Origin of the sequence: Rheinheimera soli (assembly GCF_021290985.1) — a bacterium.
GTDB classification, from domain to species: domain Bacteria; phylum Pseudomonadota; class Gammaproteobacteria; order Enterobacterales; family Alteromonadaceae; genus Pararheinheimera; species Pararheinheimera soli.
In genome coordinates this window covers 1-18,727 of record NZ_JAJOYU010000048.1, presented here as the reverse complement: position 1 = coordinate 18,727, position 18,727 = coordinate 1, and the positions used below count along the sequence as shown (strand labels likewise).

Here is an 18,727-nt window from a genome sequence, read left to right as displayed (position 1 = left end):
CGTCAAGTTCAAATCACCCCAGAGCTGCTTTCGCACTACCCCGTTGGCATGGCGCGCATTATAGGGAGTTTTTGGCAGCGTGCAATACCAAATCTTAGTTTTTTAGGGCTTTGGTGATCGTTTGCTGGTTAAACCGTCAATATGAGCAAAATAGCCCCAAAAACAATATCAGTAAGCATGCATTTAATAGTTGGCTGCTTAAGAACTAGTCGCTAATATGAAAGAGCTTTAAGTATTTATATGTATTTACTCTGACTCTTTCATCTTTATTACTTAGGAAATCTTTATGTTAGCTAATTTACAACGATCCTTACCTTTTACTCTGGCGTTAGCCATCATCGTTTATCTGCTTTTATTGTTAATCCCTGATCTTGCTTTAAGTGCTTCTGTATCAGTAGCCATTGGTATAGTGCTGGGTGGTGTGTTGGTACCTATTCTGGTTGAAGTAAAAGGTGCCTCTCTTGATAGCACAGGTTCTGCTACAGCAGCGAAAACAAACTACGACGGCGAAACGGCCACTTTATATGTAGGTAACTTACCTTACCGTGCAAATGAAGATGCAGTACGTGAGTTGTTCCAAAAGTTTGGTGTAGTCGTCAATGTGCGTTTGATGAAAGATCGCCAAACAGGTCGCCGCCGCGGTTTTGGTTTTGTTGAAGTGGCGGCGAAAGATGCCAACAAGATGATCCAGAAGTTAAACGACTTTGCGTTTCAGGAGCGTACTTTAAAAGTGCGTGAAGCCAAAGAACGTCAGGATGGTGACGACAACGACGAATAAACTGTATTAGTCCTGATATAAATCTGGCCAGCAGCTCTGCTGGCCAAATCCCATCTGTTTGACTCTTCCTTTTTGCTGCTCTGTCAGTTCTTTGGTTGCAATAAAGCAATCCTGACTCTTATCTTTATATAAAGGAGTGATCCCTGCTACTAAATGCTGCACTCGTCTGGCTATTGCGTCAGCTGTATCAAACAGCTTTGGAGCTTCAGTAAAAGCAGAACGGATCTCTTCAGCCAAAAACGGGAAATGAGTACAGCCTAAAATAATAGCCTTAGGTGCGAACTCAGTTAAGCCACTATCTTTAATCACTGTGGCCACTTCTGCTTTCACATCAGCATCTGCCCAGACCTTTTGCTCTGCCAGCATAACCAGTTCGCTGCTACCGACTAATTGCACCTGACTTTCACCAGCATAATCAGAAACCAGCTTCTGAATATAGTGGCCTTTGACTGTGGCAGGAGTGGCAAGCAATGCCATTTTTCCGCCCGCACAATATAAAGCAGCAGGTTTAATAGCAGGCACCACACCAACAAAAGGCAAATCAAACTGCTGACGCAACCAATCAACAGCTTGGGTGGTGGCTGTATTGCAGGCGATCACTATTAAATCGACTTGATGAGTCAACAGATGTTCGGTCAGTTGCTTTAAGCGCTGGCGGATAAATAACTCCGACTTAGTGCCATAAGGCAGGTATCTGTTATCCATCATATAGAAGTAGTCAGCAGGCACTAAAGCACGTACCGCTCCCAGTATAGAAAGACCACCCACTCCACTGTCGATAAAACCTATACGCATGCCATATCTTCTGAAAAAATCTACCGAAAAGCTCTGGTGCTATTTTGCCAGACATTCGCCCGCTAAGGCAGTTGCTCTGCTACTTTTATCTGCAGCTTGCTTTTGCTGATAGACATTCAGGCAAAAGCCCTTAGAATAGGCCGCTTTTTCGACAACAGGTGACAGGCAATGGCTTTAGGGCAAGTATTTCCGGATTTATATGAAACTCAACTGGCAGAAAAGCAAATTGGCATACAGCAGCTGTTTGCATCCTATGCGTTGCCAGAGTTGGAGTTATTCCGCTCTGAGCCAAGCCATTACCGTCAACGTGCTGAATTTCGCGTCTGGCATGAAGGGGACGATTTGTTCCACATTATGTTTGACTCTGAAACCAAACAAAAACAGCGTATTGATTACTTCCCTGTTGCCTGTAAACAAATAGCTGACTTTATGCCTGTGCTGCTGGAAGAATTAAAAAAGCGTCCGGCGCTGCGGAATAAGTTGTATCAGATTGATTACCTGAGTGGCTTAAGTGGCGAGCTGTTGGTTTCTCTTATTTATAAAAAACCGTTAAGTGACGACTGGGCCGAACAAGCCGCTTTATTAAAAGCCGACTTGGCAGAACAGTTGCCTCTGGATTTTATAGGCCGTTCGCGCAAACAAAAGGTCTTGGTGCATCGCGACCATATTATTGAAAAGCTGACAGTGAAAGACCGGACTTTAAGTTACCAGCAAATTGAAAACAGCTTTACCCAGCCAAATGCCAAGGTCAATCAGCAAATGCTGGAGTGGGCTTGTGATATATCAAGCCAGCTCAAAGGCGACTTACTGGAACTCTATTGTGGCAACGGCAATTTCTCGCTGGCCCTGACACCTTATTTCCGTCAGGTGGTTGCCACAGAGATTGCCCGCAGTTCGATTAAATCAGCGCAACTGAATATCGAAATGAACCAGGTAACGAATTTGCAGGTGTTGCAGATGTCGGCTGAGGATGTCAGCGCGGCTATGGCGACAGGTAAACAGTTAAAGACACTAGATTTATCAGAGTTGCAACTGGACACTATTCTGGTTGACCCACCACGAGCTGGTTTGGACCCGGCCACTGAAGCTTTTGTCAGCCAGTTTAACGATATTATTTATATTTCCTGTAATCCTGTGACTTTGGAGCAGAACTTACAGCAGCTGAGTAAAACCCACGAAATCAAAGCTTTTGCTTTGTTTGATCAGTTCCCATACACCCACCATATTGAATCTGGTGTCTGGTTACGCAAACTTACTGCTTAGCTTTGCGACAACTGGGTTTTGCGGCCATAACTGGCTGCACCATGAGCCATCCAGCGCAACTGCATAATAGTGCGCTGGGTGATTTGTTTGCGCTGCTCTGCCGTTGCATCCAGAGCATCAGCTCCGGCATGAAAAACTAAGATCACCATAGCTTCAGCCTGCATCTGGGCGCGTTCAGCCGGACAATCTGTTTCTTTACGCAAATAATCCGCCAGCTCAGCACCAAAATGATAAATCTCCCGGGCTACCGCACTACGAAAAGCTGCAGATGTGCCTGAACGTTCGCGCAGCAACAAGCGGAATACGTTGCTGTGTCCTGTGACAAATTCCATAAAGGTTTCAATTGAAGTGCGGATCACGCTGCCATTGCTTTCAATACGATGTCGGGCCTGGCGTAGTAACTGACGAAGCATCAGGCCAGCTTCATCGACCAGGGTTAAACCTAATTCATCCATATCGGTAAAATGACGATAAAACGAAGTGGGAGCAATACCTGCTTCGCGGGCTACTTCACGTAAACTTAAACTTGAGTAACCTTTATCAGCGCTAAGCTGCTGAAAAGCTGCATCTATAATAGCGCGTCTGGTTTTTTCTTTTTGTTGGGCGCGGGTCACGGCTCACTCCTTTTTGCTTCTTCCTCATTTTAACGCTTGACCCTGCAACTTTGCACGGCTAAATTAGCTTACAGTTGTAAGCTTAAAGTTCCTAAAATGAATAAACCCCCTATTATCTGGACCAACGTAATTCTGTTTGCGTCCACTTTTCTTGTTGCCGCCATACTGGTGCCTTGGTATGCCATAGCTGTTGGTTTTACCTGGACAGAGATTATTGCCACTATCTTATGCTTGGGTTATTGCGGTATGTCGATCACAGCCGGTTACCATAGACTCTGGGCGCATAAAACCTATGATGCACATCCTGCTTTACAATGGTTTTATGCCATAGGTGGCGCTTTTGCTCTGCAAAACAGCGCTCTACATTGGTCTTCTGATCACCGTGTGCACCACAAATTTGTCGATCAAAACGACAAAGACCCCTACTCGGCTCAGCGTGGGTTTTGGTTCAGCCATATTGGTTGGATGTTACGTGAGTATCAAAGTAATACCTATGCTGATTACAGCAACGCCCGCGACTTACAGAACAATAAAATAGTGATGTGGCAACACAAGAATTATCTGGTGCTGACTGTAGCGACCAACTTTGGTGTCCCGTTGTTTTTAGGCTGGCTGACAGACAGCTATATCGGCATGTTACTCAGTGTGGGCGTGTTACGTTTAGTACTGAGCCATCATTTTACGTTTTTTATTAACTCTTTAGCTCATATCTGGGGTAGCCAGCCTTACACCGATCAGAATAGCGCACGGGATAACGGCATATTGGCATTTGTAACTTATGGCGAGGGTTATCATAACTTCCATCATATTTTTGAATACGATTACCGTAACGGTATTAAATGGTGGCAGTTTGACCCAACCAAATGGCTGATTAAAAGCTGCTCCTGGTTAGGTTTAACCCGTAACTTACGCGTTTGCCCGCCAGACCGTATCGAAAAAGCCAAAGTACAAATGCAACTCAAACGTGCCCAGGCCAAGGTATCGCATTTACCAGATGCTGAGCTGGTGATGCAACGTCTTGAGCATGAATACGAGCTGCTGATGGAAAAAATGCATGCGTATTACGATGTGAAAAAAGTACTGCTGCAACAGAAAAAACAACAGTTGATGCAACAGTACAATGAATTTGATTTAAAACAGCAAATGCTGGAAGTACGGCGTAATCTGCAGCTGCAGCAAAAACGCTGGCGGCAGTTAACAGCACAATTTGCCTAAGCATTTGATAAAAACTTACAAAAGGTGGCATTTGCCGCCTTTTTTATCGCCTTTAATTCAGGATTTCTGATTAAATATAAAGAGTGCATTCAGCGAAGGAAAAACCCGTGGTCAAAGCAACTCAAAGCAAAACATATGATTTTGATGCAATTATTATAGGCACAGGTCCAGGCGGCGAAGGTGCAGCCATGAACCTGGCGAAAAGTGGCAAAACCGTGGCGGTAATAGAGCGCCACCAGCAAGTCGGCGGTGGTTGCACACACTGGGGCACTATTCCTTCCAAAGCACTACGTCATTCTGTTAGCCGTTATATTGAATACAAAGAAAACCCGCTGTTTCAGATGGATGATCAATCGTCCAACCTTACCTTCCCGCACATTTTAAAACATGCTGCGGGAGTGATTCGTAAGCAGGTGCAACTGCGTAGCAGTTTTTACGAACGCAACAGAGTCAAAATGCTGCAAGGTAATGCTTCTTTTGTTGATGCTCATCATATTCGTATTGAGCAGGATGGCTCACCGGATCAAATTATTTCAGCACAACATATTATTCTGGCTACAGGTTCCCGCCCTTACCGTCCGCAAAATGTGGACTTTACTCACAGCCGTATTTTTGACAGCGACACTATTTTGTCGTTAACAGATGATGTGCGACATATCATCATTTTTGGCGCTGGTGTGATTGGTTGTGAATATGCGTCGATTTTCCGTGGTCTGGGTGTACGGGTTGATTTGGTCAATACCAGAGACAGGCTGTTGTCTTTTATGGACGCAGAAATATCGGATGCCTTGAGTTATCACTTCTGGAATTCAGGGGTCACTATTCGCCATGGCGAAGAGTTTGACCGGATTGAAGGCTGTGACGATGGCGTTATTTTGCATCTGCAATCCGGCAAAAAAATGAAAGCCGACTGCATCTTGTTTGCCAACGGCCGCACCGGCAACACCGACAAACTCAACCTGAATGCCATTGGCTTAAAAGCAGATAGCCGTGGTCAGTTAAAAGTCAATGATAACTACCAGACTGAAATCCCTAATGTATACGCCGTAGGGGATGTGATTGGTTATCCAAGCCTTGCCAGTGCGGCTTATGATCAGGGCCGCATTGCCGCAAATTCCATTATTCATGGCAACTGCAGCACCTACCTGATTGATGATATTCCAGTGGGCATTTACACCATACCTGAGATGAGTTCTGTGGGTAAAAATGAACAGGAGCTCACTGCAGCCCGTGTTCCTTATGAAGTAGGCCGCGCTCAATTTAAACACTTAGCAAGGGCGCAGATTGCCAATACCAGTGTAGGCAGCCTCAAATTACTGTTTCACCGCGATACTAAAGAAATTTTGGGCATTCACTGTTTTGGTGAAAGGGCGGCCGAGATTGTGCACATAGGCCAGGCTATTATGATGCAAAAAAATGGCGGCAATACCATAGAGTATTTTGTTCACACCACTTTTAACTACCCAACAATGGCCGAAGCCTACAGGGTGGCAGCCATGAATGGGTTAAACCGCTTGTTTTGATCTGCCAGCGAAAACAACAACGCCAGCATTAAGCTGGCGTTGTTGTTTTTGAACACAGCGAGAGTTTACTCATCGTCTTCAGCAATCTCGGTATTCATATGATAAGTGCGGCTGAACGAATGCACTGCATCAATAAATACACCTGCTTTTTCCGGATCCACATCAGGCGTTATACCGTGGCCCAGGTTAAACACATGGCCTGATCCCATGCCGTAACCATCTAAAATGGCCTGAACTTCCTGCCGGATGCGCTCTGGCGTGCCTAACAGGATGGATGGATCCATATTGCCCTGTAATGCCACTTTATCGCCGATACGGGCGCGGGCATGACGGATATCAATGGTCCAGTCTAAACCCACACCATCACAGCCAGTGGCAGCGATTTCTTCCAACCATAAACCACCGTTTTTGGTAAACAGCGTGACAGGCACAGGACGGCCATCCGCAAAACGGGTTAAGCCTGAAACAATTTGCTGCATATAGCTTAACGAAAATTCACGGTAATCATGAGGCGTTAACACACCACCCCAGGTATCAAAAATCATTACAGACTGAGCACCAGCTGCAATTTGTGCATTCAGATACAAAATGACACTTTGGGTCAGCTTATCCAAAAGGATATGCACCACTTCTGGCTCTGTGTACATCAGCTTTTTGATTTTAGAGAAGGTTTTGCTGCTGCCGCCCTCAAACATATAGGTGGCTAAGGTCCATGGGCTGCCGGAGAAACCGATCAAAGGCACTTCGCCATTCAACTCACGACGAATAGTACGCACAGCATCCATGACATAACGCAGCTCAACTTCCGGATCTGGTACAGGCAACTGCATCACATCCATAAAGTCGGTCAGTTGCTTCGTAAAGCGCGGGCCTTCGCCTTCGCCAAAGTACAATCCCATGCCCATAGCATCCGGGATTGTTAAAATGTCACTGAATAAGATGGCAGCATCTAAAGGATAACGTTTTAACGGCTGTAAAGTGACTTCACAAGCCAGTTCAGGGTTTTTGCACAACGACATAAAATCGCCTGCAATAGCTCGCGTCGCTCTGTATTCAGGAAGATAACGACCCGCCTGACGCATCATCCAAATTGGAGTGCGGTCGACTGGTTGTTTCATCAAAGCCCTTAAATAACGATCATTTTTTAGTTGCATCTATCATCTGCCATCTTTTGATTTATCCCTAGTTTATCACTGATGTCCGATCAGTCACCATTTTTTACCAAAAGCTATTTGCCCACAACGAAAAAAGCTGTTGCCCTGCAAAAATACATCTGTTATAAACTACCTGCGCTAGTAAAGAACAAGAATAAAGAAACTCGTTTTAACGAGTCCTCGTAACGCAAGTTACATCTCATTTAAGCCACGTTAGTGGCTTTTTATTTGCCTGCCATCCATGGCGCAAACCCTTCGGGCCAGCTAAAGCTGTTAAAAATCATTCCAGATAATTTTTTATTTGCCTGCCATCCGTGGCGCACACCCTTCGGGCCAGCTAAAGCTGTTAAAAATCGTTCCTGACGATTTTTTATTTGCCTGCGATTCATGAGCAATAAGTTATCTTCCACCCTTAGCAATATACTGAATCACCTGACCTGATAAGGTTGCCACCATTGGCACTTCAGGTAACTGATCCAGATCATACCAATGGGCTTCCTCAATTTCGTCCGGCTGACATACCAGCTCGCCTGACTTATAGTCGGCGATAAAAGCGGTCATCAGCGAATGCGGGAAAGGCCAGGGTTGGCTGCCCATATAACGTAAGTTAGTGATCTCAATGCCTACTTCTTCTTTTACTTCGCGCACTGCGGCTTGCTCCAGCGTTTCAGCAGACTCAACAAAACCAGCCAGAATCGAAAAGAAGCCGGTTTTATGTCGGGCCGAGCGGGCCAACAATAATTGATTTTTGTCATTAACCACAGCTATCAGCACACAAGGATTAATTCTGGGGTAACAACGGTGACCACACTTGTGACAAAGCGCCGCAAGCTCCCAGTTCACCAGATGCATAGAGCTGCCACATTGACCACAGTATCGGTGCGTTTGTAAAAACAAGGCCACCTGACAGGCTCTGGCAGCATGTTCAAAAATAGCTGCGGACTGTTGCAATAAAACTCGTGCGTTATGCCACTGTTCTTCTGCTTCGGGTCTGTCGGTGTAATTGAGCAGATAACAATCCACACCATCAATAGCGCCAAGCAAACACAGAGGCTCACTGCCATCTAAAAAGTCAGGCAACTGGTCATAACGACACAGGGGCGGCGGCGCATCAACAGAAGACAGCCAGATTTTGCCTTGACTGACAATAAACCAGTGACCATACAAGCCAGCGGTAGCAGGCACATTGTGCTTGATCATTTTTTGTTTTACTCCACCACTTATTCGTGTAAACAGGCGTATGATAGAGCTAAAGACTGAACCGACCAATAAAAAAGTAGTTGATCTTTATCCGAGAATTCTTTTAATTAGAGGTTCTGAGCAGTAAGTCACTTGAGTAAGGGGAAGTATATGTACACCCGTTTAGAGTCAGCACAGCAGAAATGGGGTGGCAGCCTGACAGCTATAGATAACTGGCTGGATGAAAGGCAGCGCCTGATTGTCCGTTATTGTGAGCTGGCCGCATTGCCTCCTTTTGACAAGAAAAGTGGGAATTCTTTGCCTGATTTGGCAGATATTCAGCACTTTTGCCAATTGCTGATGGATTATTTATCCGCTGGGCATTTTGAAGTTTATGAACAAATTGTGTCGCAATGCGCCGTCAATGGCCATGATAGCCGCAAGCTAGCTGATGCCTTGTATCCAAAAATTGCAAAGTCTACTGATATGGCACTTGAGTTTAATGACAAATATGCTGAGGCTGATAGTCAAACTTTGTCAAAGAACTTTGATCGTGATTTGTCTATTTTAGGCCAGGCTTTGGTAGAGCGTTTTGATTTCGAAGATGAGCTTATTCAGACTTTACACAACAAGCATTCCAACGCTGTATCTGCCTGAGTTAGTTTAGTTGCCTTCGTCGTAACAAAAGCAAAAAAGCGACCATCAGGTCGCTTTTTTTATCGGGCTACGTATTACTTAGCTTCAGCCGGAGCTTCTTCTGCAGGGGCTTCTTCGCCAATGCCTAATAATTCAACGTCAAATACTAAAACGCTGTTTGCAGGGATAGTACCCATGTCACGCTCACCGTAAGCTAAATCGCTAGGGATAGTGAATTTGAACTTAGAACCAACGCTCATCAGTTGCACGCCTTCAGTCCAGCCTTTGATCACCTGGTTTAACGGGAACTGAGCAGGACCACGCTCTTTTGAGCTGTCAAATTCAGTGCCATCAACCAAAGTACCAGTGTAGTGCACACGAACTACGTCTGTTGCAGCTGGTTTTGGACCATCAGCAGCCTGAACAACTTCATACTGCAAACCTGATTCAGTCACTTTCACGCCTTCTTTTTTAGCGTTAGTTTCTAAAAATGCTTTACCAGCAGCCACATTTTGTTCAGCCTGAGCTTTTGCCACTTCAACTTGTTTTTCACGGGCTGTTTGTTCCAGCGCCATCATCACTTTCTGAACTTCTTCTTCAGTCAGCTGAGCTTTACCAGCTAACTGATCCTGAATACCACGTACTATAGTTTCTGAAACTAAAGGTAAACCTAATTTCTCATGTTCCTGGATGGTAGTGTCGATAAAACGACCAGCAGATACACCTAAGCTGTAAGATTGTTTTGCAGTGTCAGTATCTAAAACCAGAGGTTTTGGCTGCTCAGCTTCTTTATTACAAGCAGACAAAGTTAAAACGGTAGCCGCAATCAGCGACACCTTAGTTAATAAACGCATGTATTTCTCCAATAAATAAGCAGGTTTGGCTGCAAAATTGTGTTTTAATAAGTTTAAAGGTTTTATGCAACGTCCCTATACTAACGGTTTGTGCTAATGACGTTAACCCATAGCTGTAAATATCTGATAATTTTTCTGGCAATTGGTCTCTTTGCTTGCTCAGAAGTTCAACCAAAATCTGTGCGACAAGTGCTGCATACTGAAACGCCCTCTTATGGCGCTGCGATTAACGACAAAACAACACTGGTTGCTGTCTCTGCTTTAGACGCAGGCGTCACGGTTTGGGACCTGCAAAAAGATACAGCTTTGTATTCGCTGGGTCATCAGGAAAAAACCAATAATCAAATTTTATCTTTATCACTGAGCCCGGATGGCAGTCATTTATTAACAGGTGACAGCAAAGATTTTGCCTTATGGCAAATGAATGATGGCCGCAACATTGGTTTTTGGTCGGTAAAAGACGCCACAATCCGCGATTTAGCTGTGTCTGATTTTGGTCGTCATCTACTGGTCGGGCAAAGTGACGGTAAGGTGCAACATATCACCTTAAGCTCAGGTCGTCGCATTGAGTTTTTAGGCCACACTGAAAATGTGAATTCTGTCGATATGTCGGCTAATGGCCGCTTCGCGTTGACAGGTTCTAACGATCATTATGCCTATTTATGGGATACAGAAACGGCGCAGATTATTCATAGCTTCCCGCACCCAAACCGGGTGACTAAGGTAACGCTGGATCAGCAAGGTCGTTATGCTTTTAGTGCAGGCAGTGAACTGCAGGGGTTTATCTGGGATCTGAAAACAGGTAAACAACTCAGTCAGTTGGAATTAGCCAGAGCACAAATTATTACCGCAGCCCGCTTTAGTCCAAACGGCAAATGGCTGGTTACAGGCTCTCCATCCAGAGCGTTAATTTTATGGGATGTGGCAACAGGGAAAAAATTACAGCAGTGGCAAGTCAGAGCTATTCTCAATAGCAGGCCAGCCAGTGCAGTGATCCATGCAGTGGCATTTTTAAATGACAGCCAGATTATCAGTGAAAGTTCCAGTGGCGTAGCCGAAGTATGGGAGATTAAACAATGACGGAAAAAGTAATAGAACTACAGCAACAACTTATTGATCTGGAAAGCAAACTTGCATTCCAGGAAGATATGGTGCAAACGCTGAATGACGAGTTGCACGAACACCAGAAAAGCATCGAAAAACTGCAACGGCAAGTGATGATGCTGGCGGAAAAAATCAGTAAGGGCAACGACAGTGGCATTTTACGTGTAGATGAAGAGCCGCCACCGCCGCATTATTAACAACACCCATCCACTTACCGGTTTATTCGGGTTTAAACACGCCAATCACCTGTTCAGCAGCACGCGAAGCTTTTGCCACCTGCTGCTCAGGTTGTGCCATATGATGGCCACATTGCACGCATTCTACTTTTTCCACGTTGTTTTCAATAAACAACATCAAGGTATCGACAGCTTTACATTGTGGGCAGGTTGCACCGGCGATAAAGCGTTTTTTCTTTCTTTCCGTCATGTTTTTACTCTCTTCAGTCTGCTTTTATCGCATCTATACCGCTTGTGCTCTTGGTTTGTCGCCACTTTGCGATTAGAGTAGCAACCAATTTTCGTCCGGGCTAAAACACCATGATCCAACTGCAAAACGTCGAACTGCGACGCGGTATTAATTGCTTACTGCAACAGGCCGATCTTACCGTATTTCCAGGCCAAAAGGTCGGAATAATTGGCGCCAACGGTTGCGGCAAATCCAGTCTTTTTGCTTTGTTGCAACAAAAACTGCAACCAGACGCCGGTTCTGTCTCTATTCCCGCCAGCTGGACTATCTCCACTGTGGCGCAGGAAACGCCAGCTTTGGATATGTCGGCCATGGACTACGTATTGCAAGGCGACGAAAAACTTTATCCATTGCTTCAACAGTTAAAAATTACTGACGGCAGTGTTGATTTAGCAGCAGTGCATCATCAGATTGACGCTTTAGATGGCTACAGGGCCGAAGCCAAAGCTGGTGTTTTATTAGATGGTCTGGGTTTTAGTGGTGCAGCGCAGCAACAAAGCGTGAAGTCATTTTCAGGTGGCTGGCGTATGCGCTTAAACCTGGCCAAAGCCCTGATGCAACCTGCCGAATTATTGTTATTGGATGAACCCACCAACCACTTAGATTTAGACGCTGTGCTGTGGCTGGAAAAATATCTTGCTTCCTACACTGGCACTTTGTTGTTGATCAGCCACGACCGCGACTTCCTGGATGCCGTGATTGACAATACGGTGCATATCGACAATCAGACTTTAACTTTATACAAAGGCAACTACAGCCAGTTTGAACGTCAGCGTGCTGAACATTTATCACAACACCAGTCGATGTTTGAAAAACAACAACGTCAGGTGGCGCATCTGCAAAAGTATATTGACCGCTTCCGCGCTCAGGCCACCAAAGCCAAACAAGCGCAAAGCCGGATCAAAGCACTGGAACGTATGACGTTGTTGGCTCCTGCTCATGCCGACTCGCCTTTTCAGTTTGAGTTTTTAGATCCTCGTTCTTTACCGAACCCGCTTTTGAAGATGGAAAACGTCAAAGCAGGTTATGGCGATACGCCTATTTTGCAGCAAATTAACTTTCAGTTGCTGCCAGGCAGCCGCATAGGTTTGTTAGGTCGCAACGGCGCAGGTAAATCGACGCTGATCAAAATGTTATCCGGCTCTTTAACACCACAAGCCGGTGAAATTTGGTACGCCAATGGTGTCAGTATTGGTTATTTTGCTCAGCACCAGCTGGAAACCTTAAGACCGCAGGATTCGCCTTTACAGCATTTAGTGCGTTTAGCCCCGGATGCAACAGAACAACAACTGCGTGATTATATTGGCGGTTTTGGTTTTCATGGTGACAAAGCACTGGCCGCCTGCGCACCTTTTTCTGGTGGTGAAAAAGCCCGTTTGGTATTAGCGCTGCTGGTGTATCAGCGCCCTAACCTGCTACTGTTGGATGAACCAACTAACCACTTAGATTTAGATATGCGTGAAGCCATCGTCATGGCTCTACAAAGCTTTGAAGGCGCTATAGTGGTGGTGTCGCACGATAGGCATTTACTTAGCAGCACCACAGATGAGTTTTATCTGGTAGCGCATGGCAAAGTTGCACCTTTTGCCGGTGATTTGTCAGATTATTATCAGTGGTTGCAGCAGGACCAACGCGCCAGTAATGCGGCTTCTGCCCCTGACGACAGCGTAGCGGCCAACAGCGCACAAAATCGTAAAGATCAAAAACGGCTGGAAGCTGAGCTACGTACTTTACAGCGGCCGTTAAAGCAAAAAATCGAAAAGCTGGAGCAGCAACAAGAAAAGCTGCAACAGCAACAACAGCAGATTGAAACGGCTTTGGCTGATGCTGGTATTTACGACGCGGTTCGTAAAACTGAGCTGACCAAAACATTGGCCGATCAAACAAAAGTCCAAAAGGAATTATCTGAAGTGGAAGAACAATGGTTCGAAGCTCAGGAAGCATGGGAGCAACAAAGTGCAGAATTCTGGCAAAAAAACTCTTAATTCTGAGCAGTTCTGGCACTACAGCCTGAGTTTGTATCCGGCCATTAAAGACTTATGTCTGCAATGGCAAGACAACTATGGTGTGAATATTAACCTGCTGCTGTTTTTGCTCTATCTGGACAAACAACAGCAAAGTGTAAGCGAAGCTCAACTGCAACAGCTGGAAGATTTACTGCAGCACTTTAGCACCGAAGTGACCCAGTCGATCCGCGCTTTACGCCGTACCTTGCCATCTCCATGGCTGGAGTCGGATATGCAGCAGCCTCTGCGTCAGCAATTACTGAGCACTGAGCTTGCTGCAGAAAAACTGGAACAGCAGCTATTGGTGCAGCAGTTTAATCAGTTAAGTCTGAATGATGATCTGTTGCCTTACAGTCAGCTACTGGATCACTATTTGCTGTTGATCCAAGCTCCTGTTGAGCAGTTGGACGCTGAAATTCTTGATCTGTATCAACAAAGCCAGCAGTTGGAAGGCATCTAAAGTCCAACTTTGATCTATATCAGGCTTTGCTTCCACTGATGCTTCTACACTACAAGCATCAGTAAATAGCGAGGATATGATCATGAATATATGGCAAGAGTTTCTGAACGATCCGGTGATCTTTATATCTTTTACCGGGCTGGCTTTAGTGATTGGCTTATGCCTGTTTTACGCTGGCTACTTCTTATATAAAACGTCACATGCCGAATAGCTTCAATTGTAAAAAGCGCAGTCACTGAGACTGCGCTTTGATCCTTTACTTTAAAGCCTTCACTAAAGCTGCTGTATTTCGCAAGGTTAAAGCATAAATGGTTAACTGTGGATTAGCGCCTAAGCTTGACGGCAATACCGAGCCATCAAATACAGACAAGTTTTCCAGTTGATGATGGCGACCTTGCAGGTTTACTACTCCTTTGGTCGGATTGGCACTCATATTACAGCCGCCCATCACATGAGCTGATGCCAGGTTAGCTCGGTATTTTTGTAACGGCAGCGCTTTAATCGCCTCACGAGCCTGCTTCCAACTGGAGTAAAGCTGAGCATCCTGATGAATAGGCAATACCGACTTAGCTCCGGCTGCGAATTGGAGTTCAGCCATCGCCAGATAAGCATCCTGTGCGCCCTGCCATAAATAATCTGAAAGAGGGTAATCCAGCATGGGCTCACCCTGATCAGACAACAACACAGTGCCGCCCTGACTATCAGCATGAAAACCATCCCGTAGTAACGCAATAACCACCTGCAACTGATTAAACTGTTGCATCAAAGCAGCATGGGACTGCGCCAAACCTGTCAATTTGGTCGCCATTAGCACAGGATGCAGTGGCGGAACCTCAAGCTTAAACCCCATGCGGGCAGTTGAAGGCCAGACAAACTGATCAGAATAAATCGACTGAGGCGCGCCGCTATGCCCTGCTATCACCTCGTCAAACAAAGCACCGGAAATCACACTGGGGTGCAGGTAAGTATGTTTACCTAACCGACCAGACGGATTTGGTACTTTGGAACGCAATAACAAAGCAGGCGAACCTATAGCGCCTGCGGCTACTATGTAATGCTTCGCTTTAAAGCTAAGTTTTACTCTGAAATCAGGCTGAAAATGCGGGTCTACTGGCACAGCAACCAAAGACTGCACTTGCCCATTTTGCCATTTCAGCTCACGGGCCGATACCCGGCTAATCAGCATAGCGCCAGCTTGCATAGCAGATGGAATAGCGCTGACCTGCATCGACTGTTTTGCATTAATAGGGCAACCCATGCCGCAATAGCCCAGATTAGCGCAGCCACTAACATTGCGGTTAATCACTGTGTATTGCCAACCTAAAGCCTCACAGCCTTGTTTCAGTTTATCGTTATTGGCATTAGGTGGCACTGGCCATGGATGAATATTAAGCCGCTGTTCGGCTTGTTGGAAATATGGCGCTAAATTGTCGGAGTTAAAATCACAACCAAATTCAGCGCGCCAGTACTCCAGTGTTTTGTCCGGAGTGCGAATTGAAGTAGTCCAGTTAACCGTAGTAGAGCCACCTACAGTGCGACCTTGTAATATACCTATGCTTTGATCCAGGGTTTTACGGCCAGCTCCATCCTGATACAAAGCAGGATAAGCCCAGCGCTCCTGCTGTTGAAAGTCTTTGCCTTCATACAAGGCGCCCATTTCGAGCAACATCACTTTGAATCCGGCAAGACTAAGTTGTTCAGCCGCCATAGCGCCGCCAGCGCCAGAGCCCACTATCACCACGTCAGCTTCAAACTCTTTGTCAGCAGTTAAAGTGGAGGCGTCCAGATAAGACCAGCCAGCGGCCACACCATCGGCAATCAGATTTTTCATGGATTAAACTCCGGCGCGGTGTAGTTAAGAGACAGCCAATGTTGTGGCTGACCATAAAAAGCGCCGTAGATCAGTTCACGCAAACCACTAAAGGCTTGCTGTAACAAAGAAAAGTAACTGTCGCGCCAGCTTACTAACAAATCCAGACGCTGTGGCAGCGGTAAATCGGCTAGCTCTAACCATTGCCCTGTTAATGCCAGCCGCGCCAGATCCTGCTGCAGCAACTGAAATAGCTGTTCGAGCTGTTGTTGCTGATGTTGAGGTAAATAGACCAGAAAATCTAACACCGCATCCCGGGTCTGCTGTAAGGACAACTGTTGCGAGACAGGATCGGCAGGTAAAGCCCCCAAAAGTACTGCGGGTAATAACGCATCCAATACCAGAACAGCCGCATTGTCACTGCCTTGCAGACTTTGATACTGATATACTGCGTATCCTGTGCTGGCAGCTACTGTCAGCGCAAGCGAGCGAAAAATAAACTGGCGTCTGTTCATTGTTATTGTGGTCCGGCCAGAGAAAGTGACCTTGATTGTTAAGTAGGACTGTTGATTTTGCAAGCCCCAGAAACTGTAAAACTTCCCCCGGTTTTTAAACCAGCCTGGTGGCTACGTAACTGCCATCTGCAAACCATAGTGGCTAAGTATCTGGCTCCTCGTCGCGCATTGACGACAGAAGCAGAAATGCTGGCCTTGCCAGATGGCGATCATATCCAACTGAACTGGACAGAAAACCCGGAGCAGGCCGCAGATAGACCAATAGTGCTGGTGTTGCATGGCCTGGAAGGTAATATTAACAGCCACTATGCAGCGGGCATGTTGCACGCTTTGCAGCAACAAGGCTTTATTGCAGTGCTGATGCATTTTCGCGGCTGTAACGGTGTCGCCAACCGCTTGCCACGAGCTTATCATTCAGGGGACACCGCAGATCTGGCCTATTTGATTGCTCAGCTTCAGCTGCGTTATCCGGGCCGTCAACTGGCCGCTGTTGGTTTTTCCTTAGGTGGTAATGTGTTGGTGAAGTATTGTGGCGAACAAGGAGCACAATGTGTTTTAAAGGCTGCTGTAGCGGTATCCGCACCTTTGGCCTTGGCTCCCAGTGCACAACGCATCAATCAAGGTGGCAGTAAAGTCTATCAGCAGTATTTATTGGGCCGCTTAAAAGCTACTATGCTGCGCAAACTGGAACGACACAGAGATTTTCCTTTGCCCGTCAGCAAAGCGCAAATTCTGGCGTTAAAAACCATTCGTGACTTTGACGACTTACTGACAGCTCCGCTGCACGGCTTTCAAAATGCCGATGACTATTACCAGAAATCCAGTGGCAAAGCCTTTTTAAAACAAGTGCGTGTGCCTTTGTTACTGGTGCATGCCAAAGATGATCCGTTTTTATCACCAGCTGTGTTACCTAAGGCTGATGAAATGCCACCTTATGTGCAGTTATTGTTATCCCGCCATGGTGGCCATGTTGGTTTTGTTACAGGTAATACGCCTTTTAAAGCGGAATATTATCTGGAACAACAGCTGCCGCCTTACCTTGCTCAATTTTTAGGAAAACACTGATGCTACTTATTCCATATGAGCAATTATCAACAGATACGCTGGAAGGCCTGATCGAAGCTTTTGTATTACGCGAAGGCACTGAATATGGTGAGCAGGACATTAGCCTGAGCGATAAAGTCGCGCAGGTGAAACATCAGCTCCAAGCCGACCAATTGGTAATTTTGTATTCAGAGTTACACGAAAGTGTAGATATCATCACCAAACAGCAGTGGCGACAGTTGGTGAAACAAGGCGAGATAGAGAATGAGTAGATTTAACGCCCCTCTGGCCTTAGAGTATTGTACTACCATCAAAACGTTTTTCACTGGTGACATTACCGTTAGCAACATAACCAAAAATTTGGGTTTGACCGCCTTTGGTCACTGAAGATAAAGGGTTTGAATTGGGAGCTATAGCGTAGCTCTCATTGACAGCACCACTGCGGCTGGTTCTATTGCCCAACGCATCATAGCCAAAACCACTGCTGGTGATGCCTGTTTAGGGCAAATCGAAAAATAGGGGTAAGGTAGAAGTCCTTACCCCATGTTTTTTAGCTTTTATCTTTGTTGTTTAGCTTGACCCAATAAGCTACAACTACAAAAAAGCAAAACATATACAAATAGCCTAAAAACTTCTTTAATGCCGCTATTTGATGCTCTTCATAAGGTAGTGCTTCTATTTGTTCTGTCGCAAAAGGTAGGAGTAATAACGACAGACAAGCAAACGATATCATTGCTACTGATGCTTTCCATTTATTTTTCATCACTTTTTACATCCACAATCATCAAAGCTTTCCACGAAATCCATACCCACATCCGCCAGATCTCTGCCAAATCCAGATAGTGCACCAAGCCCAGCACCCTTTGTTAGATTTCGCAAGAAACCATAGCCTTTTCCTCCAGAGGTATACCCACCTAAGAAGCCTGACACTGCACCATTGAAAGTATCATCTAACGCTATTTTAGGTGTACTACTTGCCGTTACCAAAGTGGCAAGTCCAGCTGCTGTAAAATTACCGCCGTTGACAATTGCAGTAGCTCCGCTTGCCAAGCTAGGGATGCCTAGCTCAGCTGCTGCATACTCCGCGACGCCATACGAAGCTGCACCTACAAATATTCCTGGCAATCCAAATCTGGCTCCCTCAATCGCACCTTGCGCAGCCCCCTTTATTCCATTTCTCTCCGCCAGAGAAAAACAATACAATCCAAAGGGATCTATGCCAGTTAAAGGATTTCCCCCTACATAGCCATAAGTATTCAACCCACCCGCCAAACCAATAGGGTCACTCTGCAAATAGCGCCCTAAAGTCGCT

General features: G+C 45.8%; 24 protein-coding genes. 12 read left to right on the top strand and 12 right to left on the bottom strand.

The genetic code is table 11. From position 1 onward, the window contains the following. Positions 1-286: 286 nt before the first annotated feature. Complete coding sequence (locus LSG37_RS20195) at positions 287-778, top strand: RNA recognition motif domain-containing protein (RefSeq protein ID WP_233081792.1); 492 nt, start codon at positions 287-289, stop codon at positions 776-778. A gap of 6 nt (positions 779-784) precedes the next feature. Here LSG37_RS20195 and murI read toward each other — a convergent pair whose 3' ends face one another. After that, complete coding sequence (gene murI / locus LSG37_RS20190; protein ID WP_233081791.1) at positions 785-1,573, bottom strand: glutamate racemase; 789 nt, start codon at positions 1,571-1,573, stop codon at positions 785-787. A 168-nt stretch (positions 1,574-1,741) separates the two neighbouring features. Between murI and trmA the strand changes: the two genes are divergently transcribed. After that, entirely contained in the window at positions 1,742-2,836 is a 1,095-nt protein-coding gene (gene trmA, locus LSG37_RS20185) for a tRNA (uridine(54)-C5)-methyltransferase TrmA (RefSeq protein ID WP_233081790.1), read from the top strand. On the opposite strand, the gene fabR is transcribed toward trmA, so the two are convergent. Next, complete coding sequence (gene fabR, locus LSG37_RS20180) at positions 2,833-3,450, bottom strand: HTH-type transcriptional repressor FabR (RefSeq protein ID WP_233081789.1); 618 nt, start codon at positions 3,448-3,450, stop codon at positions 2,833-2,835. The genes trmA and fabR overlap by 4 nt on opposite strands. A 96-nt stretch (positions 3,451-3,546) precedes the next feature. Here fabR and LSG37_RS20175 point away from each other — a divergent pair, with 96 nt between their 5' ends. Together LSG37_RS20175 and sthA are read left to right on the top strand one after the other, a co-directional pair. Beyond that, entirely contained in the window at positions 3,547-4,665 is a 1,119-nt protein-coding gene (locus LSG37_RS20175; protein ID WP_233081788.1) for an acyl-CoA desaturase, read from the top strand. A gap of 107 nt (positions 4,666-4,772) precedes the next feature. Continuing rightward, positions 4,773-6,188, top strand: a complete 1,416-nt coding sequence (sthA, locus tag LSG37_RS20170) for a Si-specific NAD(P)(+) transhydrogenase (RefSeq protein WP_233081787.1) — start codon at positions 4,773-4,775, stop codon at positions 6,186-6,188. A gap of 65 nt (positions 6,189-6,253) precedes the next feature. On the opposite strand, the gene hemE is transcribed toward sthA, so the two are convergent. The 3 genes from hemE to nudC all read right to left on the bottom strand — a co-directional run bounded on the left by hemE (position 6,254) and on the right by nudC (position 8,542). Then, on the bottom strand, positions 6,254-7,342 hold the full coding sequence (gene hemE, locus LSG37_RS20165) for a uroporphyrinogen decarboxylase (RefSeq protein ID WP_269836688.1): 1,089 nt from the start codon (positions 7,340-7,342) through the stop codon (positions 6,254-6,256). A 224-nt stretch (positions 7,343-7,566) separates the two neighbouring features. Continuing rightward, entirely contained in the window at positions 7,567-7,752 is a 186-nt protein-coding gene (locus LSG37_RS20160; protein ID WP_233081785.1) for a hypothetical protein, read from the bottom strand. Continuing rightward, positions 7,742-8,542, bottom strand: a complete 801-nt coding sequence (gene nudC / locus LSG37_RS20155) for an NAD(+) diphosphatase (protein ID WP_233081783.1) — start codon at positions 8,540-8,542, stop codon at positions 7,742-7,744. Before nudC ends, LSG37_RS20160 begins: the two co-directional genes overlap by 11 nt. Positions 8,543-8,692: 150 nt before the next feature. Between nudC and rsd the strand changes: the two genes are divergently transcribed. Further along, on the top strand, positions 8,693-9,178 hold the full coding sequence (gene rsd / locus LSG37_RS20150; RefSeq protein WP_233081782.1) for a sigma D regulator: 486 nt from the start codon (positions 8,693-8,695) through the stop codon (positions 9,176-9,178). Positions 9,179-9,252: 74 nt separating this feature from the next. On the opposite strand, the gene bamJ is transcribed toward rsd, so the two are convergent. Continuing rightward, the gene (gene bamJ / locus LSG37_RS20145; protein WP_233081780.1) at positions 9,253-10,011 is read right to left on the bottom strand and encodes a BamJ family beta-barrel-assembly machinery protein; all 759 of its coding nucleotides are present in this window, start codon (positions 10,009-10,011) and stop codon (positions 9,253-9,255) included. A gap of 189 nt (positions 10,012-10,200) precedes the next feature. Between bamJ and LSG37_RS20140 the strand changes: the two genes are divergently transcribed. Both LSG37_RS20140 and LSG37_RS20135 read left to right on the top strand, forming a co-directional pair. Then, positions 10,201-11,091 (top strand): WD40 repeat domain-containing protein, encoded by an 891-nt coding sequence (locus tag LSG37_RS20140; RefSeq protein WP_233081779.1) that lies wholly within the window; start codon positions 10,201-10,203, stop codon positions 11,089-11,091. Further along, entirely contained in the window at positions 11,088-11,312 is a 225-nt protein-coding gene (locus LSG37_RS20135) for a SlyX family protein (protein WP_233081778.1), read from the top strand. The genes LSG37_RS20140 and LSG37_RS20135 overlap by 4 nt, the downstream gene beginning before the upstream one ends. Positions 11,313-11,334: 22 nt before the next feature. Here the strand turns inward: LSG37_RS20135 and LSG37_RS20130 are convergent, their stop codons facing one another. Continuing rightward, positions 11,335-11,541, bottom strand: a complete 207-nt coding sequence (locus tag LSG37_RS20130; RefSeq protein WP_233081777.1) for a YheV family putative zinc ribbon protein — start codon at positions 11,539-11,541, stop codon at positions 11,335-11,337. Positions 11,542-11,651: 110 nt separating this feature from the next. Between LSG37_RS20130 and LSG37_RS20125 the strand changes: the two genes are divergently transcribed. The 3 genes from LSG37_RS20125 (at position 11,652) to LSG37_RS20115 (ending at position 14,257) form a co-directional block, all read left to right on the top strand. Continuing rightward, positions 11,652-13,565, top strand: a complete 1,914-nt coding sequence (locus tag LSG37_RS20125) for an ABC transporter ATP-binding protein (RefSeq protein WP_233081776.1) — start codon at positions 11,652-11,654, stop codon at positions 13,563-13,565. Next, positions 13,537-14,046 carry a TIGR02444 family protein gene (locus tag LSG37_RS20120; protein ID WP_233081775.1) on the top strand — a complete coding sequence of 170 codons (510 nt, stop codon included), beginning with the start codon at positions 13,537-13,539 and terminating at the stop codon, positions 14,044-14,046. The genes LSG37_RS20125 and LSG37_RS20120 overlap by 29 nt, the downstream gene beginning before the upstream one ends. 82 nt (positions 14,047-14,128) lie before the next feature. Next, positions 14,129-14,257: a DUF3149 domain-containing protein gene (locus LSG37_RS20115; RefSeq protein WP_233081774.1), complete on the top strand. Its 129-nt coding sequence runs from the start codon at positions 14,129-14,131 to the stop codon at positions 14,255-14,257. A gap of 45 nt (positions 14,258-14,302) precedes the next feature. On the opposite strand, the gene LSG37_RS20110 is transcribed toward LSG37_RS20115, so the two are convergent. Together LSG37_RS20110 and LSG37_RS20105 are read right to left on the bottom strand one after the other, a co-directional pair. Further along, a complete protein-coding gene (locus LSG37_RS20110; RefSeq protein WP_233081773.1) occupies positions 14,303-15,877 on the bottom strand; it encodes a GMC family oxidoreductase in 1,575 nt (524 codons plus the stop codon). Further along, positions 15,874-16,371, bottom strand: a complete 498-nt coding sequence (locus LSG37_RS20105) for a hypothetical protein (RefSeq protein WP_233081772.1) — start codon at positions 16,369-16,371, stop codon at positions 15,874-15,876. Before LSG37_RS20105 ends, LSG37_RS20110 begins: the two co-directional genes overlap by 4 nt. Positions 16,372-16,428: 57 nt before the next feature. Here LSG37_RS20105 and LSG37_RS20100 point away from each other — a divergent pair, with 57 nt between their 5' ends. Both LSG37_RS20100 and LSG37_RS20095 read left to right on the top strand, forming a co-directional pair. Then, the gene (locus LSG37_RS20100) at positions 16,429-17,436 is read left to right on the top strand and encodes a hydrolase (protein ID WP_233081770.1); all 1,008 of its coding nucleotides are present in this window, start codon (positions 16,429-16,431) and stop codon (positions 17,434-17,436) included. Further along, positions 17,436-17,687, top strand: a complete 252-nt coding sequence (locus LSG37_RS20095) for a YheU family protein (RefSeq protein ID WP_233081769.1) — start codon at positions 17,436-17,438, stop codon at positions 17,685-17,687. Before LSG37_RS20100 ends, LSG37_RS20095 begins: the two co-directional genes overlap by 1 nt. 19 nt (positions 17,688-17,706) lie before the next feature. On the opposite strand, the gene LSG37_RS20090 is transcribed toward LSG37_RS20095, so the two are convergent. The 3 genes from LSG37_RS20090 to LSG37_RS20080 form a co-directional block, all read right to left on the bottom strand. Beyond that, positions 17,707-17,877: a hypothetical protein gene (locus LSG37_RS20090; protein WP_233081768.1), complete on the bottom strand. Its 171-nt coding sequence runs from the start codon at positions 17,875-17,877 to the stop codon at positions 17,707-17,709. Positions 17,878-17,965: 88 nt separating this feature from the next. Continuing rightward, positions 17,966-18,181, bottom strand: a complete 216-nt coding sequence (locus LSG37_RS20085) for a hypothetical protein (protein ID WP_233081767.1) — start codon at positions 18,179-18,181, stop codon at positions 17,966-17,968. Next, positions 18,178-18,727, bottom strand: a 550-nt coding sequence (locus tag LSG37_RS20080; protein WP_301331835.1) for an RHS repeat protein, incomplete at its 5' end; no start/stop codon positions are given. The genes LSG37_RS20080 and LSG37_RS20085, both read right to left, overlap by 4 nt.